This window comes from Rhodococcus sp. KB6 (genome assembly GCF_001445685.1).
Taxonomy (GTDB): Bacteria; Actinomycetota; Actinomycetes; order Mycobacteriales; family Mycobacteriaceae; genus Rhodococcus_F; species Rhodococcus_F qingshengii.
On record NZ_LNAK01000112.1, the window covers coordinates 118,029 to 135,178 of the forward strand.

Here is a 17,150-nt window from a genome sequence, read left to right on the forward strand (position 1 = left end):
ATGTATGGGTATCGGGGTTTCCAGAAGATCGGTTCTGAAAGGGTCGGTAGTCGGCACAGCGGCTGTTGCTTTGGGTGCAAAGGCAGGTGCTGCTCCGGCGGGGAGTGTGGATATCGAGTCTCCGTTGATTTTTCATTCGCCGGAGTTCGAGCCGTTCTGTGACGAACTACATTCGTTGTCAACGCTTTCCGGAAACGAGATCACACTGACAGCGCAAGTGGGGCAACATGCCTTTCATCGGGATTTTCCCCCGTCCCCAGCACTGTCGTACCGCAGCGGAGAGATCGGTGGCGGTTATCTGGGCCCTACCGTCGAGGCGCATTCCGGCGAGCCGATCATGTTGACGTTCGAGAACGATCTGACCGGACATCCGTTGGCAGCGGACATGGATATGACGCTGCACGGAATGCAGGCCGACTTTCGTGCGCACCCGCCGACGTCGTTGCACTTGCACGGGGGAGTCACTTCACCTGAGAGCGACGGCCATCCGGAGCTGCTGGTGATGCCGGGACAGGCTGCGATGCATCACTTTTTGCACGGTCAGGAAGCCGCCCACCTCTGGTATCACGATCATGCGATGGGCATCACCCGGCTCAACGTCTACGCCGGTCTGATCGGCAACTATCTGATCAGGGATGAATTCGACACCGGCGAACTGGGAAATCAGTTGGGGTTGCCGGCCGAGGAATTCGAGATCCCGTTGATCCTGCAGGAGAAGATCTTCACGCCGACAGGCGCCCAGAACGGCCGATCCACCATCTTGATCCCGGAAGGATCGTGGGAAGGCGGCGCGGTGGGCGACGTCGGCTTGGTCAACGGCAAGGTGTGGCCGGAACTGTCCGTGGCTCGGGGCCTTTACCGCTTCCGCATCGTCAATGCGTCGTCGGCAAGTGTGTGGAATCTTCACTTCTCGAACATGATGACGTTCTGGGTCATCGGCAACGACGCCGGAATGCTCGACGCGCCCGTCGCGGTCAATGCCTTCCGCTGCGCACCGGGGGAGCGGTACGACCTCCTCGTCGATTTCACCGGACTGTCGGAGGGTTCGACGGTGGAGCTTCGCAACGACGAGGCGCCCCCGCTGCCCGCCGCTGTCATCGGTGAAGTGACGATGCCGCTGTTCTGCCGGTTCCGCGGTGACGCCAGGCGCGGATTCACCGGTGGTGTTCCGTCGCAACTGCGCGGTGGGCGCCGACAACGTGACGTTCTCGCCCCGTTGGAGCAGCCGACGGTAATTCGCACGGTGACGGTGAGCCAGCAACTGGAACTGCGGAATCCACCGGCTCAGATGACGTTGAACAACCTGACGTTCAGCACCACGGACGTCGAGAGGCCGCGGCAAGGCACCGTCGAGCAGTGGAACATCGTCAACACCACGCCGGACCCGCATCCGATACACCTGCACCTGGTGAATTTCCGGATTCTCGGCAGGACACCGATGCGGACGCTGGAGTACTTGATCCGCCATCCGCAGCCGGTGATCGGCAACAAGTGGACTCCGTCGCCCGAAGGGTTCGAGGCGGGGCCGATGATCGCGCCGGCGCCGTGGGAAGCGGGAATGAAGGACACCGTCAGGGTGGACGGCGGCACCGTCACCCGGATCATCGTGCGATTCCCCACCGCGGATGAGCTGGGTTTCGATCCCGACGCGATGTTCGATCGTCTTCCGAGCGGTGGGATGACGGGCAGTGGGATGACGGGCGGTGGGATGACGGGCGGTGGGATGACGGGCGGTGGGATGACGGGCGGCGGGCGCCACGATATGGCTGATTCTGGTCGACTCCAGGGATACGTGTGGCATTGCCATCTACTCGATCACGAAGATCACGACATGATGTTGCCGTATCGCATCGTGCCGTGAGTGCTTCCGGGGGCGCACCCGAAATGAACCGAAGCGGGCAGGCGTTCGCGCACCTGATCACCTCGGTCACCTAGCAGGATCGCTTCGGTCCTTCCCATGAATTTGGAACACGTTCTACAGTGAAAGGGCTGAGGTCTGTACCTCGGCCATGCGCCACCACCGAAGGTGGCGCGGACGATCTGCAGACCGGTTCGACGAATTACACGGAAGGAACACCTCACAGTGACCACAGAGGCATTCATTTATGAAGCCATCCGTACCCCGCGAGGCCGCGGCAAGAAGACCGGGTCGTTGCACTCGGTCAAGCCGATCTCGCTGGTCACGGGTCTGATCCAGGAACTGCGCGTGCGCTTTCCCGACCTCGACGAGGACCGGATCTCCGACCTCATCCTGGGCGTCGTCACCCCCGTTGGCGATCAGGGAATGGACATCGCCCGCGTTGCAGTCAACGATGCGGGACTGCCCGACACCGTCGGCGGCGTTCAGCTCAACCGTTTTTGCGCTTCCGGCCTCGAGGCCGTGAACATGGCTGCTCAGAAGGTTCGGTCCGGCTGGGACGAACTGGTGATCGCCGGTGGCGTCGAGTCGATGTCCCGCGTTCCGATGGGATCCGACGGTGGACCGTGGGCACTCGACCCCGCCACCAACTACGACAACTACTTCGTGCCGCAGGGCGTCGGCGCAGACCTCATCGCCACCATCGAGGGCTTCTCGCGTGACGACGTCGACGCATACGCCGTGCGCTCGCAGGACCTCGCCGCCAAGGCGTGGACCGGCGGATACTTCGCCAAGTCGGTAGTGCCGGTCAAGGACATCAACGGCATCACCATCCTCGACAACGACGAGCACATGCGTCCGGGCACCACGGCAGAGAACCTCGCCGGCTTGGCTCCCGCGTTCGGTGTGATCGGTGAAATCGGCGGATTCGACGCCGTGTCGCTGCAGAAGTACCACTGGGTCGAGAAGATCAACCACGTTCACCACGGCGGCAACAGCTCGGGGATCGTCGACGGCGCGGCCCTCGTGCTCGTCGGTAGCGAGCAGGCCGGCAAGGACATGGGTCTGACGCCGCGCGCTCGCGTCGTCGCCACCGCCACCAGCGGCGCCGACTCCACCATCATGCTCACCGGCCCGACGCCGGCGTCGAAGAAGGTTCTGGCAGCTGCCGGCCTGACGGTCGACGACATCGACCTCTTCGAGATCAACGAGGCATTCGCTTCCGTCGTCCTGAAGTTCCAGAAGGACCTGAACATCCCGGACGAGAAGCTCAACGTCAACGGTGGCGCGATCGCCATGGGTCACCCACTCGGTGCAACCGGCGCGATGATCACCGGAACGATGGTCGACGAGCTCGAGCGTCGTGGCGGCAAGCGCGCCCTCATCACCCTGTGCATCGGCGGCGGTATGGGCGTTGCCACCATCATCGAGCGCGTCTGACGCGGCGTCCGTCCTTCCAACGAGGCTTACCAGGAGTCAAGCAAAGTGACTGATCAGAACATCATCAACTGGGACCAGGACGCCGACGGCATCGTCGTGCTCACCATCAACGATCCCAACCAGGGCGCAAACACCATGAACGACGCGTACATCGCGTCGATGAAGGCCACCGTCGACCGTCTGGTCGCCGAGAAGGACTCCATCACCGGTGCCGTCATCACTTCCGGCAAGAAGACCTTCTTCGCCGGTGGCGACCTCAAGAACATGATCAAGGTCGGCCCCGAGCAGGCCGAGGAGATCTACAACCACAGCGTCGAGATCAAGGCAGACCTGCGTCGCCTCGAAACTCTCGGCAAGCCGGTCGTCGCCGCCATCAACGGCGCGGCACTCGGCGGCGGCCTCGAGATCGCTCTCGCGACCCACCACCGCATCGCGGCAGACGTCAAGGGAGTCAAGATCGGCCTGCCCGAGGTCACCCTCGGCCTGCTGCCCGGCGGCGGCGGCGTCGTGCGTACCGTGCGGATGCTCGGCCTGCAGAACGCGCTCATGGGCGTCCTGCTCCAGGGGCAGCAGCGTGGACCCGTTCAGGCCAAGGAAGTCGGCCTCATCGACGAGGTCGTCGGCTCGGTAGAGGAGCTGGTTCCGGCTGCGAAGGCATGGATCAAGGCCAACCCCGAAGGCGGCGTTCAGCCGTGGGATGTCAAGGGCTACAAGATCCCTGGCGGAACTCCGTCCACTCCGGCATTCGCTGCCAACCTTCCGGCGTTCCCCGCGAACCTGCGTAAGCAGCTCAAGGGCGCTCCGATGCCGGCTCCGCGCGCCATCATGGCCGCAGCCGTCGAGGGTTCGCAGGTCGACATCGACAACGCGCTGCTCATCGAGGCTCGCTACTTCACCTCGCTGGTGACCGGCCGCGTCGCGAAGAACATGATCCAGGCGTTCTTCTTCGACCTGCAGTCGATCAACGGCGGCGGTTCACGTCCGGCAGGCATCGAGAAGTCCACCATCAAGAAGGTCGGTGTCCTCGGCGCGGGCATGATGGGCGCGGGCATCGCGTACGTCTCCGCCAAGGCAGGCTTCGACGTCGTGCTCAAGGACGTCACCATCGAGGCTGCGAACAAGGGCAAGGCGTACTCCGAAGGCATTGAGGCCAAGGCGCTCTCGCGCGGCAAGACCACGCAGGAGAAGTCCGACGCACTCCTCGCCAAGATCACCCCGACGGCTGACCCGGCAGATTTCGCCGGCGTCGACTTCGTCATCGAAGCAGTTTTCGAGAGCCAGGAACTCAAGCACAAGGTGTTCCAGGAGATCGAGGACATCGTCGATCCCAAGGCACTGCTGGGCTCGAACACCTCGACGCTGCCCATCACGGGTCTCGCCACCGGCGTGAAGCGTCAGGAAGACTTCATCGGCATCCACTTCTTCTCGCCCGTCGACAAGATGCCGCTGGTGGAGATCATCCGCGGTGAGAAGACCTCCGACGAGACTCTGGCTCGCGTGTTCGACTACGTCCAGGCGATCCGCAAGACGCCGATCGTGGTCAACGACTCGCGTGGCTTCTTCACCTCGCGTGTCATCGGCACCTTCATCAACGAGGCCATCGGCATGCTCGCCGAGGGCGTCGAGCCTGCCACCATCGAGCAGGCCGGTATGCAGGCCGGTTACCCGGCTGCGCCGCTTCAGCTTTCGGATGAGCTCAACCTCACCCTCATGCAGAAGATCCGCAAGGAATCTGCCGACGCCGCCAAGGCCGAAGGCAAGGAACTGCCGGCAGATCCGGCCGGCGAGGTCATCAACACCCTCGTCGAGAAGTTCGATCGTAAGGGCAAGCTCGGTGGAGCCGGCTTCTACGATTACGCCGAGGGCAAGCGCACCGGCCTGTGGTCCGGACTCCGCGAGAACTTCAACTCCGGAACCTCCGACGCCCCGATCCAGGACCTCATCGACCGCATGCTGTTCATCGAGGCGATCGAGACGCAGAAGTGCTTCGACGAGAACGTCCTGATCACCACGGCGGACGCCAACATCGGCTCCATCATGGGCATCGGATTCCCGGCCTGGACCGGTGGCGTTCACCAGTTCATCGTCGGTTACGAGGGCGGCACGGCCGGCTTCGTCGCTCGTGCAAAGGAACTCGCTGCGCAGTACGGCCCGCGGTTCACCCCGCCGGCTTCGCTAGGGGCATAGCCCCCGTGCGCCTTTTTGGTAGTTACGGCTACCAAAAAGGCGCACAGGGGTTCATCCCCAGCTGGTGAGTTATCCACAGACGAACTCCGACAGCGAATTTCACGTCAGTCCTGTCGGAGTTCGGCCTGACGCTTGGTGCCATGACTACGTCTCATGGTGGAAGCGAGTTTCTCCGGATTCTCGATGCGCAATCCGGTCTGGTACGGCAACAGCAACTCTCGTCATTCGGATACAACCGAGGGATGCTGCGGAACTTTCTGGACCGCGGCGAATGGCAGCGCGTTCTACAAGGCGTGTATGCAGTGACCGCTGGCCCGCTCACCAGAGAAATGATCTTGAACGCCGCTTGGCTTTATGGTGGCGCGCAAGCGATTCTGAGCCACGACACTGCAGCTGAGGAATGGGGAATGCGTCGCATCGACGCAGACAAGCCAGTCCATGTCACCGTGCCCTACGGCAAGTCCGCTCGCTGTCAGTCCGCGACAATCCGCCGAGTTCCAGCGCGAACGTCGGGTGCACTTGTCAGAGTGGGTGGCGTGGTTCACCCCGGGGTAGTCGTCCACCGCTCCCGAGCCCACCGATACATCGGCGTGCCGTCAGTCATACCTCGAACGTCGCGGGCGGATACCGCGATTGATCTTGCGACCGCCGAATCCACAGCGCGAAGCGCCTACGTTTCACTCATCACCACAGTGACAAATGCGCGAATTCCGTTGAACGATGTGCGTCGTCGGATTGACGAACGAACACCACATCGATTCAAGGGTGCGCTTTCCGATGCGGTACGACTCCTGGCAGACGGGGTGCAGTCAACGCTCGAATACCACTATGCGGTCGACGTGGAGCAGGCGCACGGGTTGCCGTCGGCCAGACGCCAGTCACCGGTTCGCGTCGACGGTCGCACGTTGTACGAGGATTGCGACTACAGCGAATTCGGTGTGCCGCTGATCGTGCGTCTCGACGGTCGGTGGGCGCATTCCATGGCAGAAGTGGCATTTCGTGATCGCCGCCGTGACAATGCGGCAGAGCTGGCAGGTCGTCCGCGGTTGGTCTACGGATTCGACGAGGTGATGAAGACCCCGTGCCAGGTTGCACATGAAGTGGAGACGGTCTTGCGGCGCGGAGGCTGGGTGAGGACGCAGTCGGGTGCCTGCGGCACCTGTGCGCCTTTTTGGTAGTGCCGACTACCAAAAAGGCGCACGGGGGCTTTGCCCCTAGGCCTTCCACCACGGGCGAAGCGGCACATGCGCCTCACCCTTGGGGCCGAGCTTGACGGCCAGAACCTGGTGCAGCTGAACGACATTGCGCTCGAACCCGAGTCGTGAGCCGGCCATGTACAGGCCCCAGACGCGGGCGGTTCCTTCGCCGACCTCGGCGACGCACGCGTCCCAGTTGTCGACGAGATTCTGGCACCATCCGGCGAGCGTCAGTGCGTAGTGCTCGCGAAGGTTCTCTTCGTGACGCACCTCGAGGCCGACGTTCTGGATCTCGGAGATGATGCGACCCGAACCGGTGAGCTCCCCGTCGGGGAAGACGTACCGGTCGATGAATCCGCCTGCCTTGGCGCTGCTTCGGTTGTCCGGACGGGTGATGCAGTGGTTGAGCAGACGCCCACCCTCACGCAGCTTGCCCTTGAGGAACTCGAAGTACGCCGGGTAGTTTCCGACGCCGATGTGCTCGGTCAGGCCGATGGAGGACACTGCATCGAATCCGGTCTCGGCCACGTCGCGGTAGTCGGAGAAACGGACCTGGGCGAGATCGGCGAGGCCCTCGTCCTCGATGGCCTTCTGTGCCCAATCCGCTTGCTCGCGAGAGAGAGTCACGCCGATCACCTTGACACCGCGCCTGGCCGCGTAGCGGACCATCGAGCCCCAGCCGCAGCCGATGTCGAGAAGTCGATCACCCTTCTGGAGTCCGAGCTTCTCGAACACCAGGCGGTACTTGTTCTCCTGGGCTTCTTCGAGCGTCTGTTCCGCATTGTCGTAAGCGGCACAGGTGTACGTCATGGACGGGCCGAGGACGTACTCGTAGAAGGTGTTGGAGACGTCGTAGTGGTGATGGATGACTTCGGCGTCACGAGTCTTGGAGTGACGCAGTCCTTCTGCGACGCGACGCCAGCGAGGGAGATGTTCCTGGGGCGGCGGGGCGATGGGCCGCAACAGATCCCAGCCCAGGGAGCGCGTGATGCTGGCGAGCGTCAGTGCGGACGGGCGCTTGAGGTGGAGTTCGTCACCCATGATGCGCAGGATCTCGTACGGATCACCGGGGTGGACGCCCTCGGCTTCGAGATCGCCGGAGACGTACGCGCGGGCCATGCCGAGGTCACCGGGAGCTGTTGCGAGATAAGTGGTTCCGCGAGTCGACTTGAGGTGCAGTCCGTAGTCGGCATCTTCGGGGCCGGCGGTGCTGCCGTCGTACGCGGTGAATCGAAGCGGCAGCATGCCGTCGGAAAGCGTCTCGAGAATCTCGGCAATAGAGAGCTTGTCCTGGCTTTTGGAGTCTTTGAACGTGGTCATTTACGTTGCACCGCCTTAGAGAATAGATCCAATAAACGGGATTTCGGGTCGTAGCGTTCCTTGAGTCCGATGTACCGGTCGCCGCCGTAGTACAGCTCCTCGAAGTCTTCCTTCGAGTAGTAGGAGTCGGAGTAGAGCGATTTGTGTCCGTCGAAATCGCTGACCTTTTCTTCGATCAGTCGATTTGCTGCCCCCTCGCGCTCACCGGGAACGATCGGCACCGAAGACCAGAAGCCGATGTTGACGTAGGTGCGCTTGGGTTCGAGGGGGTAGAGGGGCCACGGCCGTGATGCAGAAGCGGCGGCAGGGCTTGGCTCGCGAAGACGCAACGGGCACAACCACAGTGGTTCGATCGGGATTTCCTCGAGGAACCACGAGACGAAGTCCGCGGTTCGTTCGATGGGTACCTCGACGTCCTGGACGACGCGTTCGCGCGGGGGCTTGCCCTTGCGCTTTTCGAGGCGATCTCCGATGTCGTACTTGTGGTCGAGGGCGATCAGCTTCCAGTAGAAGCTGCTGCGCAGGTACTGCTTGGGCCAGAAGCGCCGGATCTTCGGGTTCTGTGCACCGAAAGCTCGTGAGCACCAGAACCAGTCGGTGTCCCAGCGCCACAGGTAGTCGCGAATGGTCAAGCGATCCGTCTTGGGCTGGGTGAGTGACGAATGCTGGATCGACCGGTAGAAGATGTCCTGGTCGGTGTAATCGCTGACCGGGCCTTCCTCGTCGGTTTGCACGCCGAGTGTGAGGTAGCTCTCGGAATCGGTGAAGACCACCCCGTCGAGATAGTCGACGGCGATCCCGTCGTACTCGCGTTCGGTGACGATGCGATCCATCGTTTCTTCGAGCTTCTTCAACGAATCGAAGCGCACGTGGCGCAAGGCGACGTACTTCTTGACGGGTTCGAGTGCGATCTTCAATCGCGTCGAATAGCCAAGGGTGCCGTAGGAATTGGGGAAACCGAAGAACAGTTCGGCGTGTTCGCCGTCCGGTGTTGCGGTGATGATCTCGCCGCTTCCGGTCAGTACGTCGATTTCGAGTACCGACTCGTGCGGCAGGCCGTTGCGGAACGAGGTGGACTCGATGCCCAGGCCGGTCACCGCACCGCCCAGGGTGATGGTCTTGAGTTGAGGCACGACCAGGGGCGCCAGCCCGTAGGGCAGCGTCGCGTCGACGAGGTCCTCGTACGTGCACATGCCGGCGACGTCGGCTGTGCGCGCCTGCGCATCGACGGCGATGACACCTGCCAGACCGCTGACGTCGAGGCCGGGGGCCGACGTCTTGGCGCGAGCGCGGAACAGATTGGATGTCTTCTTTGCCAGGCGTACAGAAGCATCGGCGGGAATGGCGCGGTATGACGCGAGTAGGCGTTCGACGCCTTCTCTGTGCTGCTCGAACCCCATTTCACGCGCAGCATCGGAACCCGGGCCTTGCTTTGTCCGGATTCGATCTAACTTCTGAACTACCCCATTGAACGAGAGAGTCACACCCTGACGCTATCGGTAGTTGCGTGTGCAAGCTATCCGGAGGGGTATTAATGCCCGAATTTGATCGAGTTGTTGCAATCGAACTCGGTAAATGCTCCGAGTGGTGAACCAGCTCACACGGAATGGGTAGATGGTCGAGATACCCGGGCGCAGCAGGCAGTATGGAAAGGAATATCTGCGCACTTCGAGGTGCGGATTCGGGTAGTCATTCGCGGTATCGAGCCGCGTTGGTCGAGCAAGGAGACGTAGGGCATATGGGTCAGGTCAATGCAATGAGTTCGACAGTCGTCACAGCAGCACCCGACAAGGTGCTCGCGGCGCTCTCGGACTACGAGACGGTTCGCCCGCGAATCCTGTCCGAGCAGTACCTCGACTACAAGGTCGTCGAAGGTGGCCAGGGTGACGGAACCGTCGCGCAGTGGACGCTCAAGGCGACGGAAAAGCGCTCGCGCAACGTCAAGGCGACAGTGACGGTCGACGGCAACGTCATCACCGAGAAGGACGCGAACTCCAGCCTCGTCACCACCTGGACCGTTGCCCCCAACGGCACCGGAACGACGGTGACGACGCTCACCCAGTGGCAGGGTGCCACCGGTATCGGCGGCTTCTTCGAGCGCACGTTCGCTCCGAAGGGTCTGCAGCGCATCCAGGCCCAGGTCCTGGACAACCTCAAGCGCGAACTCGTCTAACCGATCCTGCATCACCGAGATGGCGTCGTACCTTCACCGGTACGGCGCCTTCTTTCATGGGCCGGTAATGATCCGTCCGAATTCGGTGAGTGCGGGGTTTCCGCTTTCCCAGTAATCGCTGTGAACTCCGAACCCAGGCTCCCCGGGAGATCCGGTGAATACCTGCGCGCCGAATTCCGGATCCGACGGGTCGAACCCGTGGACTCCGAGGATCGTGGGGATCAATTGGACCGGATCCCAGAAGGCCGTCGTCGAATGAACATGGCGAGCCATCTCGGCCGAGTCGACGCCGTCCAGGCTCAGTTCGTTCACGCGCTCGGCATCGACGCCGGGGCTTGCGACAAAAACCAGTTCGTCGACGTCGAGAGAAGCGCCACGGGTAGTCGCAGCACCGATGACGGTGCTGCCGTAGGAATGACCGATCACCACGTTGTGCGAAGGCGGGCCGTCATGCGAGGTTCGTAACCCGTCCTGGAAGCTGTCGAGCCTCGGCGCTGCGGAGGTGGCGTACCGATCCGAGGCTGCGTCGGGAATGCCTGGGGGAGCGTCGTATCCGGACCACAGGATCACTGATGTGGCTTCCGTTGGCGCCGCCCTGACCGCCGCGTCGTACATGGCCTTGGTTCGTTGCAGGTCTCCGCCGACGCCCGACAGCCCGGAGCCGGTTCCGGGAACCAGTGTTGCGACGTTGCCGGCGGCATCGGGATTACCGACTGCCACGACGGCATGCCCATCCGTGACCGAGAGAAGGAACGTGTCCGGTCGAAGTTCGCCGCGCACGGCCGTGTATCCGGCAGCTACCGTTCGATCCGGCAACTGCTCGAGCGCAGAGAGGTACCGCCGGTTGTAGTAGTCCCGGTCCAGAGCGGGAAGGCCGTCCCGGCTACCGATGGACGGATCCCACCTCGCCAACGCGTCTTTCTCGTTGGGCGTGAGCGATTCCCAGAGTCGGTGTAGCTCCGTTGGTGTCTCGGGGAGTGTCGACCTCCCGTCGAGGATGTCGAGGACAGTGCGGTCGAGGCGATCAGGCTGATTGCCAAGGAGTGATCCGATCTCTCGGAATGCCGCACCCAGAGCAGTCGCGGCCCGGTTGTCTTCGTCGTCGAGTGCCGTCAATGCAGTGGAGATCTTCTGCTGAAAAACCTGTGCAGCCGTGGCGTTTTCGGAATCTTGCATGGCGTCGGCCAGATTCCACGGCTGCTTCGTCTCAGGTGCCGATACCGCTCCACTGTCTGACACCGTCAAGCCGTGTTCGAGAGTCGCCTCCTCGACCAGGTCCAGAACTGATTTTCGCGCCGCACCGATCGTATTGGACGCTCCGGCATACAGATCCGCAACTACGCGAACTGCAATCGACAGCCGCGACGAGGAAAGCGAGATGCCAGACCACTGCACTGCGGCTGCGCTCGACGCTTGTCCCTGCCAGAATTCGCGGACGGCGTCGATGCTGCGTCCGGCGTCATTGCCGAGGACTTCGATCTGCCGGTCGATGTCGATCAGTTCCGAAGCGCTTGTGCGCAATTTCTCCGGTGACCACGTTCGAAGCTGAGAGACGGTGGGCTGCATCAGTAGGCTCCGCGCAGTTCGGACACCACTTCGCCCTCGGCAGCGTCGTACAGACGTGCTGCGGCAGCGGTTCCCGACGCCATGAGTCCCAATTGCGTAGCCAGGTGCCGGTACGCGTCGGCGATGATGCCGGCATTCCCAGTCGCCACAGCCGCGACAGCGGACGAGTTCAGGGCCGCCGCGGCTTCGAAAATCGGGCCGGCGGAATCGATCCCCGAGATCTGATCCGCAATTCGAGACAGATCAGCTGAAAGTTGCTGCAGAGCAGCGAAATCTACCTGAAGTATCGGCCCCATGGCAGAACCGTATCCAGGTGAGCGGGCTACCTCGGCGGTGCCGACATACCTGTGGACAAGTGGAATTTCTCCACAGAAGACAGGTCAGGGGGTTGTGAGGAAGGCGGTGACTCCGCTGGTGACGGCGGACGCATATTCCTGCTGACCGTCCGGGCTCGTCATGCGCGCTGCCTCGTCGGCATTTCGCATGTTGCCGAGTTCGACCAGAATCGACGGCCGCTGCGACAGATTGAGTCCCGTCAGATCGGCGCGTGGTGCCAGCCCGTCGTCACCGATGTAGGTCGACGGGGTGAGTCCGGCTGTGACGAGTGAGTCGCGCATGGTTTCGGCAAAGGTGACGGACGGGCCTGCCTGCACCGCGTTCAGCGGGGGCGCGGAGTAGCAGACGTGGAAGCCCTCGGCTGCGGCTGCTGCGCCGTCCGCGTGAATGCTCACCACTACGTCGGCGCCGGAGGAATTGGCAGCTTCGGCGCGTGCGTCGACGCAAGATCCGACGCTGATGTCGTCCGGTCGACTCAGGACCACTGTGGCGCCTTGGCCTTCGAGTTCGCTCTTGACCAGGCTCGCGACTTCCCAGTTGAAGGTGTGCTCGGGGAACCCGGCATCGGTGTTGGTGCCGGTGGTCTGGCAGTTCTTGGTGCCGCCGCGGCCCGTGGGGACCTGGGTGTTGATGCTGTCGTCGTTCGCCCCGCTGTGCCCGGGATCGAGGAAGACGACCTTGCCGGTGAGCGCAGCGGGGACGTCAGCGGCGACAGTGCTCAGCGGAGACACCTCGACCGAAGTCGTGGCCTCGGCAGTCTCGGTCGGAATCGTGCACGCAGCGCTCAGAAGCCCGGCCCCGACCACGGCGATCAGGGCAGTGGAGCGGAACACACGTGATGCCATGTTTGACCCTCTTGATGGTTTTACGGTGTCTGACTGGTTCCGGCGCACCCGCTCACGGTAGCGCGCACCGACTACGCTGGTGGGGATAACTCTGTAGAAAGGACCGCTCGTGCAACCAGGTGGAGCACCCGACATGTCTGCTCTGTTGGCTCAGGCTCAGCAGATGCAGCAGCAATTGATGGCGGCGCAGCAGGAAATGGCTCAGGCCGAAGTGACCGGTCAGGCCGGTGGCGGACTGGTTGTCGCCACGGTCAAGGGCACCGGCGAGGTTGTCGGTCTGCAGATCGATCCCAAGGTCGTCGACCCCGAAGATGTCGAGACGCTGCAGGATCTGGTGATCGGCGCGATCGAGGACGCTTCGCGCAAGGCACAGGAAGTCGCTGCTGAGAAGCTCGGCCCGTTGGCCGGCGGACTCGGCGGAGGCCTTCCCGGTCTCCCCGGCTTCTAGAAACGAGAACGCGTGTACGAAGGTCCGGTTCAGGATCTGATCGACGAACTCGGGAAGCTTCCCGGAGTCGGGCCGAAGAGCGCTCAACGCATCGCTTTTCACCTGCTCTCCGTGGAGCCTCCCGAGATCGACCGTTTGAAAAATGCATTGCAGCGCATCCGTGACGGCGTTCAGTTCTGCACGGTGTGCGGAACTGTCTCCGATCAGGAGAAGTGCCGCATCTGCGCCGACGCACGTCGCGATCGCACGGTGATCTGCGTCGTGGAGGAACCGAAGGACGTTCAGGCCGTCGAGCGCACCCGTGAGTTCAAGGGTCGCTATCACGTGCTCGGCGGTGCGCTCAATCCGCTCTCGGGGATCGGGCCTGACCAGTTGCGTATCCGGGAGTTGTTGGCTCGCATCGCAAATCAGGAGGACGGCGTCGACGTGTCCGAGGTCATCATCGCCACCGACCCCAACACCGAGGGTGAGGCGACAGCTACCTATCTCGTTCGCATGATGCGAGACATTCCGGGGCTCACGGTGTCTCGGTTGGCTTCGGGTCTTCCGATGGGTGGCGATCTCGAATTCGCAGACGAGTTGACGCTGGGTCGCGCATTGTCCGGCCGTCGTGAATTGTCGCGGAACGCTTGATGAGCGGCACGGAGCAAGGTCAGCAGGTGCGTCGTACGTCCGAGCAGACGCGTGCGCAGATCATCGCGTCGGCCGGGAAAGCATTCGCGACTCGGCCGTACCGCGAAATCACGCTCAAGGACATCGCCGAAGACGCAGGCGTCAGCGCGCCTCTGATCATCAAGTACTTCGGTTCCAAAGAGCAGTTGTACGACGAGTTGGTCGACTTCCGGGCAGCGGCGGTCACGGTCTTCGACGCCCCGAACGACTCGCTCGGCGAGCGCATGGTCTCGCTGTTCACCAAGCCGCTGGAGTCGTACAAGCCGCTGTCCATGAGCTTGTTGTTCATGAGCGGCGTCAGTGAAGAGAGCAACCGCAAGCTGCGCGAGAACTATTCGACGCAGATGATCGACACCCTCGCCGCTCGCCTGTCCGGCCCCGACGCGAGATTGCGCGCGGAACTGGCGATGTCGATGGTGGTCGGAGTGGCGATCATGCGCCGACGGATGATGGCCGGCCATGCCACCGGCACCCAGGACGAGGTGGTTGCGCTGTACGCACCGCTGGTGCAAAAGCTGCTCGACGGGTGAGCGGCGTCACAATTCTTGCTAGGTAAATATCCGTTCACCTAATGTAGGTGAACGGATATTTACCTAGTGAGAACAGGCGGTGTGGGGTGACGACGCTCGACCGTCCGCCGGGCACGCCTGCAGTCACCACCTCCGATGCGGGACTCGCGCAGCCGCGCTCCCGCTTCCTGTTCCCCATCGTTGTCGCCGCCGCAGTGTTCCAGGCTGTTCTGCAGACGGTCATCGTTCCACTGCTGCCGGAGTTGCCGCACTTCACCGGCGCTGGACGCACGGCCGTGTCCTGGCTGGTGACCGTCACACTGCTGGTCGGCGCTGTCGTCACTCCCATCTTCGGTCGACTCGCCGACATGTTCGGCAAGAAGAAGATGCTTCTGGTTGCCTTCTCGATGATGACTCTCGGCTCGATGTTGTGTGCGCTGTCGTCGGACATCGCTGTACTCATCTTCGCGAGAGCGTTGCAGGGGGCCGGGTCGGCAGTCATCCCCATCGGAATCTCCATGCTGCGAGACGAATTGCCACGGAACAAGGTCAACGGCGCAGTGGCCATGATGAGTTCGACGCTCGGCGTCGGAACCGCTTTGGGCATACCGTTTTCCGCGATGATCGCGCAGTACTCGAACTGGCACGTCCTGTTCTGGGTAACCACCGCCATCGGGCTGTCCGTGACTCTTGCTGCGGTGCTGTTCATTCGAGAGTCCGAGCCGAATCCGTCGGGAAGATTCGACGGCGTCGGGGCGGTTGGTCTGAGCGCCGCGATGATTGCTCTGCTTGTGCCGATCACTCAGGGGTCGAGTTGGGGGTGGACCAGTGGAGCGGTGATCTCCATGCTGGCCGCGTCGGCGGTGCTGTTCACGCTCTGGGTAATTCAACAGCGGCGCAACGTCAATCCGCTGGTCGACGTCCGTGCTCTCGTGAAACGTGCGGTGTTGATCCCGCATCTGGCGGCTCTGCTGGTCGGGTTCGCGTTTTTCGGGAACACGCTGATCACGACACAACTGCTGCAGGGGATGAAGGGGCCGGGTGCCGGGTACGGCCTGTCGATCATCGCGGCAGCGCTCTGCCAGATTCCGGCGAGTATCGCGATGGTGCTGTTCTCACCGGTTGCGGTGCGTATCACCGACCGCTTCGGTTCACGGACCGCGATGTTGACCGGCGCCGTGTTCCTCGCCGGCGGGTACGGGATTCACGCCGTTGCCGGTAAGCCGCTGTGGGGAGTGGTTGCAGCACTGGGTATCACAGCGGTCGGGACTGCCATCGTGTACAGCACGCTCTCGCTGCTGATTCTGGTTGCCGTACCTCGTCAGCGACTGGCGGCTGCCAACGGGGTGAACTCACTTCTGCGGACGTCCGGAAGCACGATCTGCAGTGCGACGGTGGCAACCATTCTCGCTGCATTCGTGATCAGCGGTTCGGAACATTCCACGTCGTGGACCGGATTCTCCGTCGCCTACCTGGTGTGCGCGGGCTGCGCGGTGGTCGTGTTCGCGGTGTCGATCCTGTTGCCGCAGGGACGAACCCCGAAACATCTGGATTTGCCGGATCTGGTCAGGCGACCCTGAATCCCGAGAGGAAGAGCGTGATCATCAGATCCGCGAACTCGTCGGTGGTGTACTTCTGGCGATCCGGCCAATGCGTTGTCGACCACAAGGTGTCTCGTACCGATCGATAGAAAATTTCCGGTGCCACGTCTTTGCGGAAGATTCCCTGATCGACGCCTTCGGCAATCGCTTTCATCCAATGCTCGCGGACTTGGCGGGAAGGCCCGTCGACGGATTGCAGGAGATCGTTGTCGCGAAGATAAGCCCGATCGTTCTGGTAGATCGCCGTCGGGTGCGGGTGTAGTTCGATGACGACCAGCGTCTCGCGGATCAAGCCGCGCAGGACTTCCTCGGGGTCGTTTGCCGTCTTCTCCACCTGATCGAAGCGGAGCTGAATGTCGGTGATGAAGCCGCGCATGAGCTCGGCAACTATCGCATTCTTCGACTTGAAGTAGTGGTAGAGGCTGCCCGAGAACACACCGGCGGCGTCGCCGATCTCGCGAACGGTCGTGGTGGCGACACCCTTCCTGGCGAACAGCTCGGCTGAGCTCTCCAGGATCTTCTCCCGACGATCTGGTGATGCCACTGAAATCTCCACTGGTTGTCGGTCCTGCTCAGGGCAGGGTTTCGGGGGTGCCGGGCTGCCGGCGTCGAACGTAGCGCAATCCTGCCTGATAGCTCCGGCTCGAACCAATTCGTCGGTGAGATCGCGTGTTTCCACTTCCGGATTCCTATGCTAGCTTCAAAATCAAGCGCTTGCTCAACTTTCGTTCACGGAGGATTTCAGTGCAGAGCCTGCAGACGCAGTTTCCGAATTTCATCGGCACAGAGGCAGAACCACCCCGCGTCGCCCGCTACGCCGTCAACGAGGCGATGATCCGCAACTGGGTCGAGGCGCACGACGACCGCAACTCGATCTACGTCGACGCAGAGGCCGCCCGCAGTACCGGTCGTCGAGACGTCGTCTGTCCGCCCGCCATGATCTCGACCTGGGTGATGGCGGGTTACCGACGTTATCGGCAGGGCCCGCAACTTCGTGCC

At 62.5% G+C, this 17,150-nt stretch carries 16 protein-coding genes; 10 read left to right on the forward strand and 6 right to left on the reverse strand.

From position 1 onward, the window contains the following. Positions 1–4 precede the first annotated feature (4 nt). From ASU23_RS15675 to ASU23_RS15690, 4 genes are all read left to right on the forward strand, one after another. A complete protein-coding gene (locus tag ASU23_RS15675; RefSeq protein ID WP_058038222.1) occupies positions 5–1,861 on the forward strand; it encodes a multicopper oxidase family protein in 1,857 nt (618 codons plus the stop codon). A 222-nt stretch (positions 1,862–2,083) separates the two neighbouring features. Beyond that, entirely contained in the window at positions 2,084–3,298 is a 1,215-nt protein-coding gene (locus tag ASU23_RS15680) for an acetyl-CoA C-acetyltransferase (RefSeq protein ID WP_007731553.1), read from the forward strand. A 45-nt stretch (positions 3,299–3,343) separates the two neighbouring features. Continuing rightward, positions 3,344–5,485, forward strand: coding sequence for a 3-hydroxyacyl-CoA dehydrogenase NAD-binding domain-containing protein (locus tag ASU23_RS15685; protein WP_030535720.1), 2,142 nt, complete (start codon positions 3,344–3,346; stop codon positions 5,483–5,485). A gap of 140 nt (positions 5,486–5,625) precedes the next feature. Continuing rightward, on the forward strand, positions 5,626–6,663 hold the full coding sequence (locus ASU23_RS15690; RefSeq protein WP_058038223.1) for a type IV toxin-antitoxin system AbiEi family antitoxin domain-containing protein: 1,038 nt from the start codon (positions 5,626–5,628) through the stop codon (positions 6,661–6,663). Between the two features lie 36 nt (positions 6,664–6,699). Here the strand turns inward: ASU23_RS15690 and ASU23_RS15695 are convergent, their stop codons facing one another. Both ASU23_RS15695 and ASU23_RS15700 read right to left on the reverse strand, forming a co-directional pair. After that, positions 6,700–8,001 carry a class I SAM-dependent methyltransferase gene (locus ASU23_RS15695; protein ID WP_003943932.1) on the reverse strand — a complete coding sequence of 434 codons (1,302 nt, stop codon included), beginning with the start codon at positions 7,999–8,001 and terminating at the stop codon, positions 6,700–6,702. Then, a complete protein-coding gene (locus ASU23_RS15700) occupies positions 7,998–9,401 on the reverse strand; it encodes an FAD-binding oxidoreductase (protein WP_007731548.1) in 1,404 nt (467 codons plus the stop codon). Before ASU23_RS15700 ends, ASU23_RS15695 begins: the two co-directional genes overlap by 4 nt. Positions 9,402–9,739: 338 nt before the next feature. On the opposite strand from ASU23_RS15700, the gene ASU23_RS15705 reads away from it, so the two are divergent. After that, complete coding sequence (locus ASU23_RS15705; protein ID WP_003943959.1) at positions 9,740–10,174, forward strand: SRPBCC family protein; 435 nt, start codon at positions 9,740–9,742, stop codon at positions 10,172–10,174. 54 nt (positions 10,175–10,228) lie between these two features. Here ASU23_RS15705 and ASU23_RS15710 read toward each other — a convergent pair whose 3' ends face one another. From ASU23_RS15710 to ASU23_RS15720, 3 genes are all read right to left on the reverse strand, one after another. After that, the gene (locus tag ASU23_RS15710; RefSeq protein ID WP_058038224.1) at positions 10,229–11,740 is read right to left on the reverse strand and encodes an alpha/beta hydrolase; all 1,512 of its coding nucleotides are present in this window, start codon (positions 11,738–11,740) and stop codon (positions 10,229–10,231) included. Next, a complete protein-coding gene (locus ASU23_RS15715) occupies positions 11,740–12,036 on the reverse strand; it encodes a hypothetical protein (protein WP_058038225.1) in 297 nt (98 codons plus the stop codon). Before ASU23_RS15715 ends, ASU23_RS15710 begins: the two co-directional genes overlap by 1 nt. Before the next feature lie 84 nt (positions 12,037–12,120). Further along, a complete protein-coding gene (locus ASU23_RS15720; protein WP_058038226.1) occupies positions 12,121–12,921 on the reverse strand; it encodes an Rv3717 family N-acetylmuramoyl-L-alanine amidase in 801 nt (266 codons plus the stop codon). A 109-nt stretch (positions 12,922–13,030) separates the two neighbouring features. Between ASU23_RS15720 and ASU23_RS15725 the strand changes: the two genes are divergently transcribed. The 4 genes from ASU23_RS15725 to ASU23_RS15740 all read left to right on the forward strand — a co-directional run bounded on the left by ASU23_RS15725 (position 13,031) and on the right by ASU23_RS15740 (position 16,130). Continuing rightward, entirely contained in the window at positions 13,031–13,369 is a 339-nt protein-coding gene (locus ASU23_RS15725) for a YbaB/EbfC family nucleoid-associated protein (RefSeq protein ID WP_003943929.1), read from the forward strand. Positions 13,370–13,381: 12 nt separating this feature from the next. Continuing rightward, positions 13,382–14,002 carry a recombination mediator RecR gene (recR, locus tag ASU23_RS15730; protein ID WP_003943917.1) on the forward strand — a complete coding sequence of 207 codons (621 nt, stop codon included), beginning with the start codon at positions 13,382–13,384 and terminating at the stop codon, positions 14,000–14,002. Continuing rightward, positions 14,002–14,571, forward strand: a complete 570-nt coding sequence (locus tag ASU23_RS15735) for a TetR/AcrR family transcriptional regulator (protein WP_007731538.1) — start codon at positions 14,002–14,004, stop codon at positions 14,569–14,571. The genes recR and ASU23_RS15735 overlap by 1 nt, the downstream gene beginning before the upstream one ends. A gap of 86 nt (positions 14,572–14,657) precedes the next feature. Then, a complete protein-coding gene (locus ASU23_RS15740; RefSeq protein WP_007731537.1) occupies positions 14,658–16,130 on the forward strand; it encodes an MFS transporter in 1,473 nt (490 codons plus the stop codon). Here ASU23_RS15740 and ASU23_RS15745 read toward each other — a convergent pair. After that, entirely contained in the window at positions 16,117–16,830 is a 714-nt protein-coding gene (locus ASU23_RS15745) for a TetR/AcrR family transcriptional regulator (protein WP_172827063.1), read from the reverse strand. The two genes, ASU23_RS15740 and ASU23_RS15745, sit on opposite strands and share 14 nt — an antisense overlap. Positions 16,831–16,895: 65 nt before the next feature. Here ASU23_RS15745 and ASU23_RS15750 point away from each other — a divergent pair. Then, the coding region (locus ASU23_RS15750; RefSeq protein WP_172827064.1) for a MaoC family dehydratase N-terminal domain-containing protein at positions 16,896–17,150 on the forward strand (255 nt) is incomplete at its 3' end.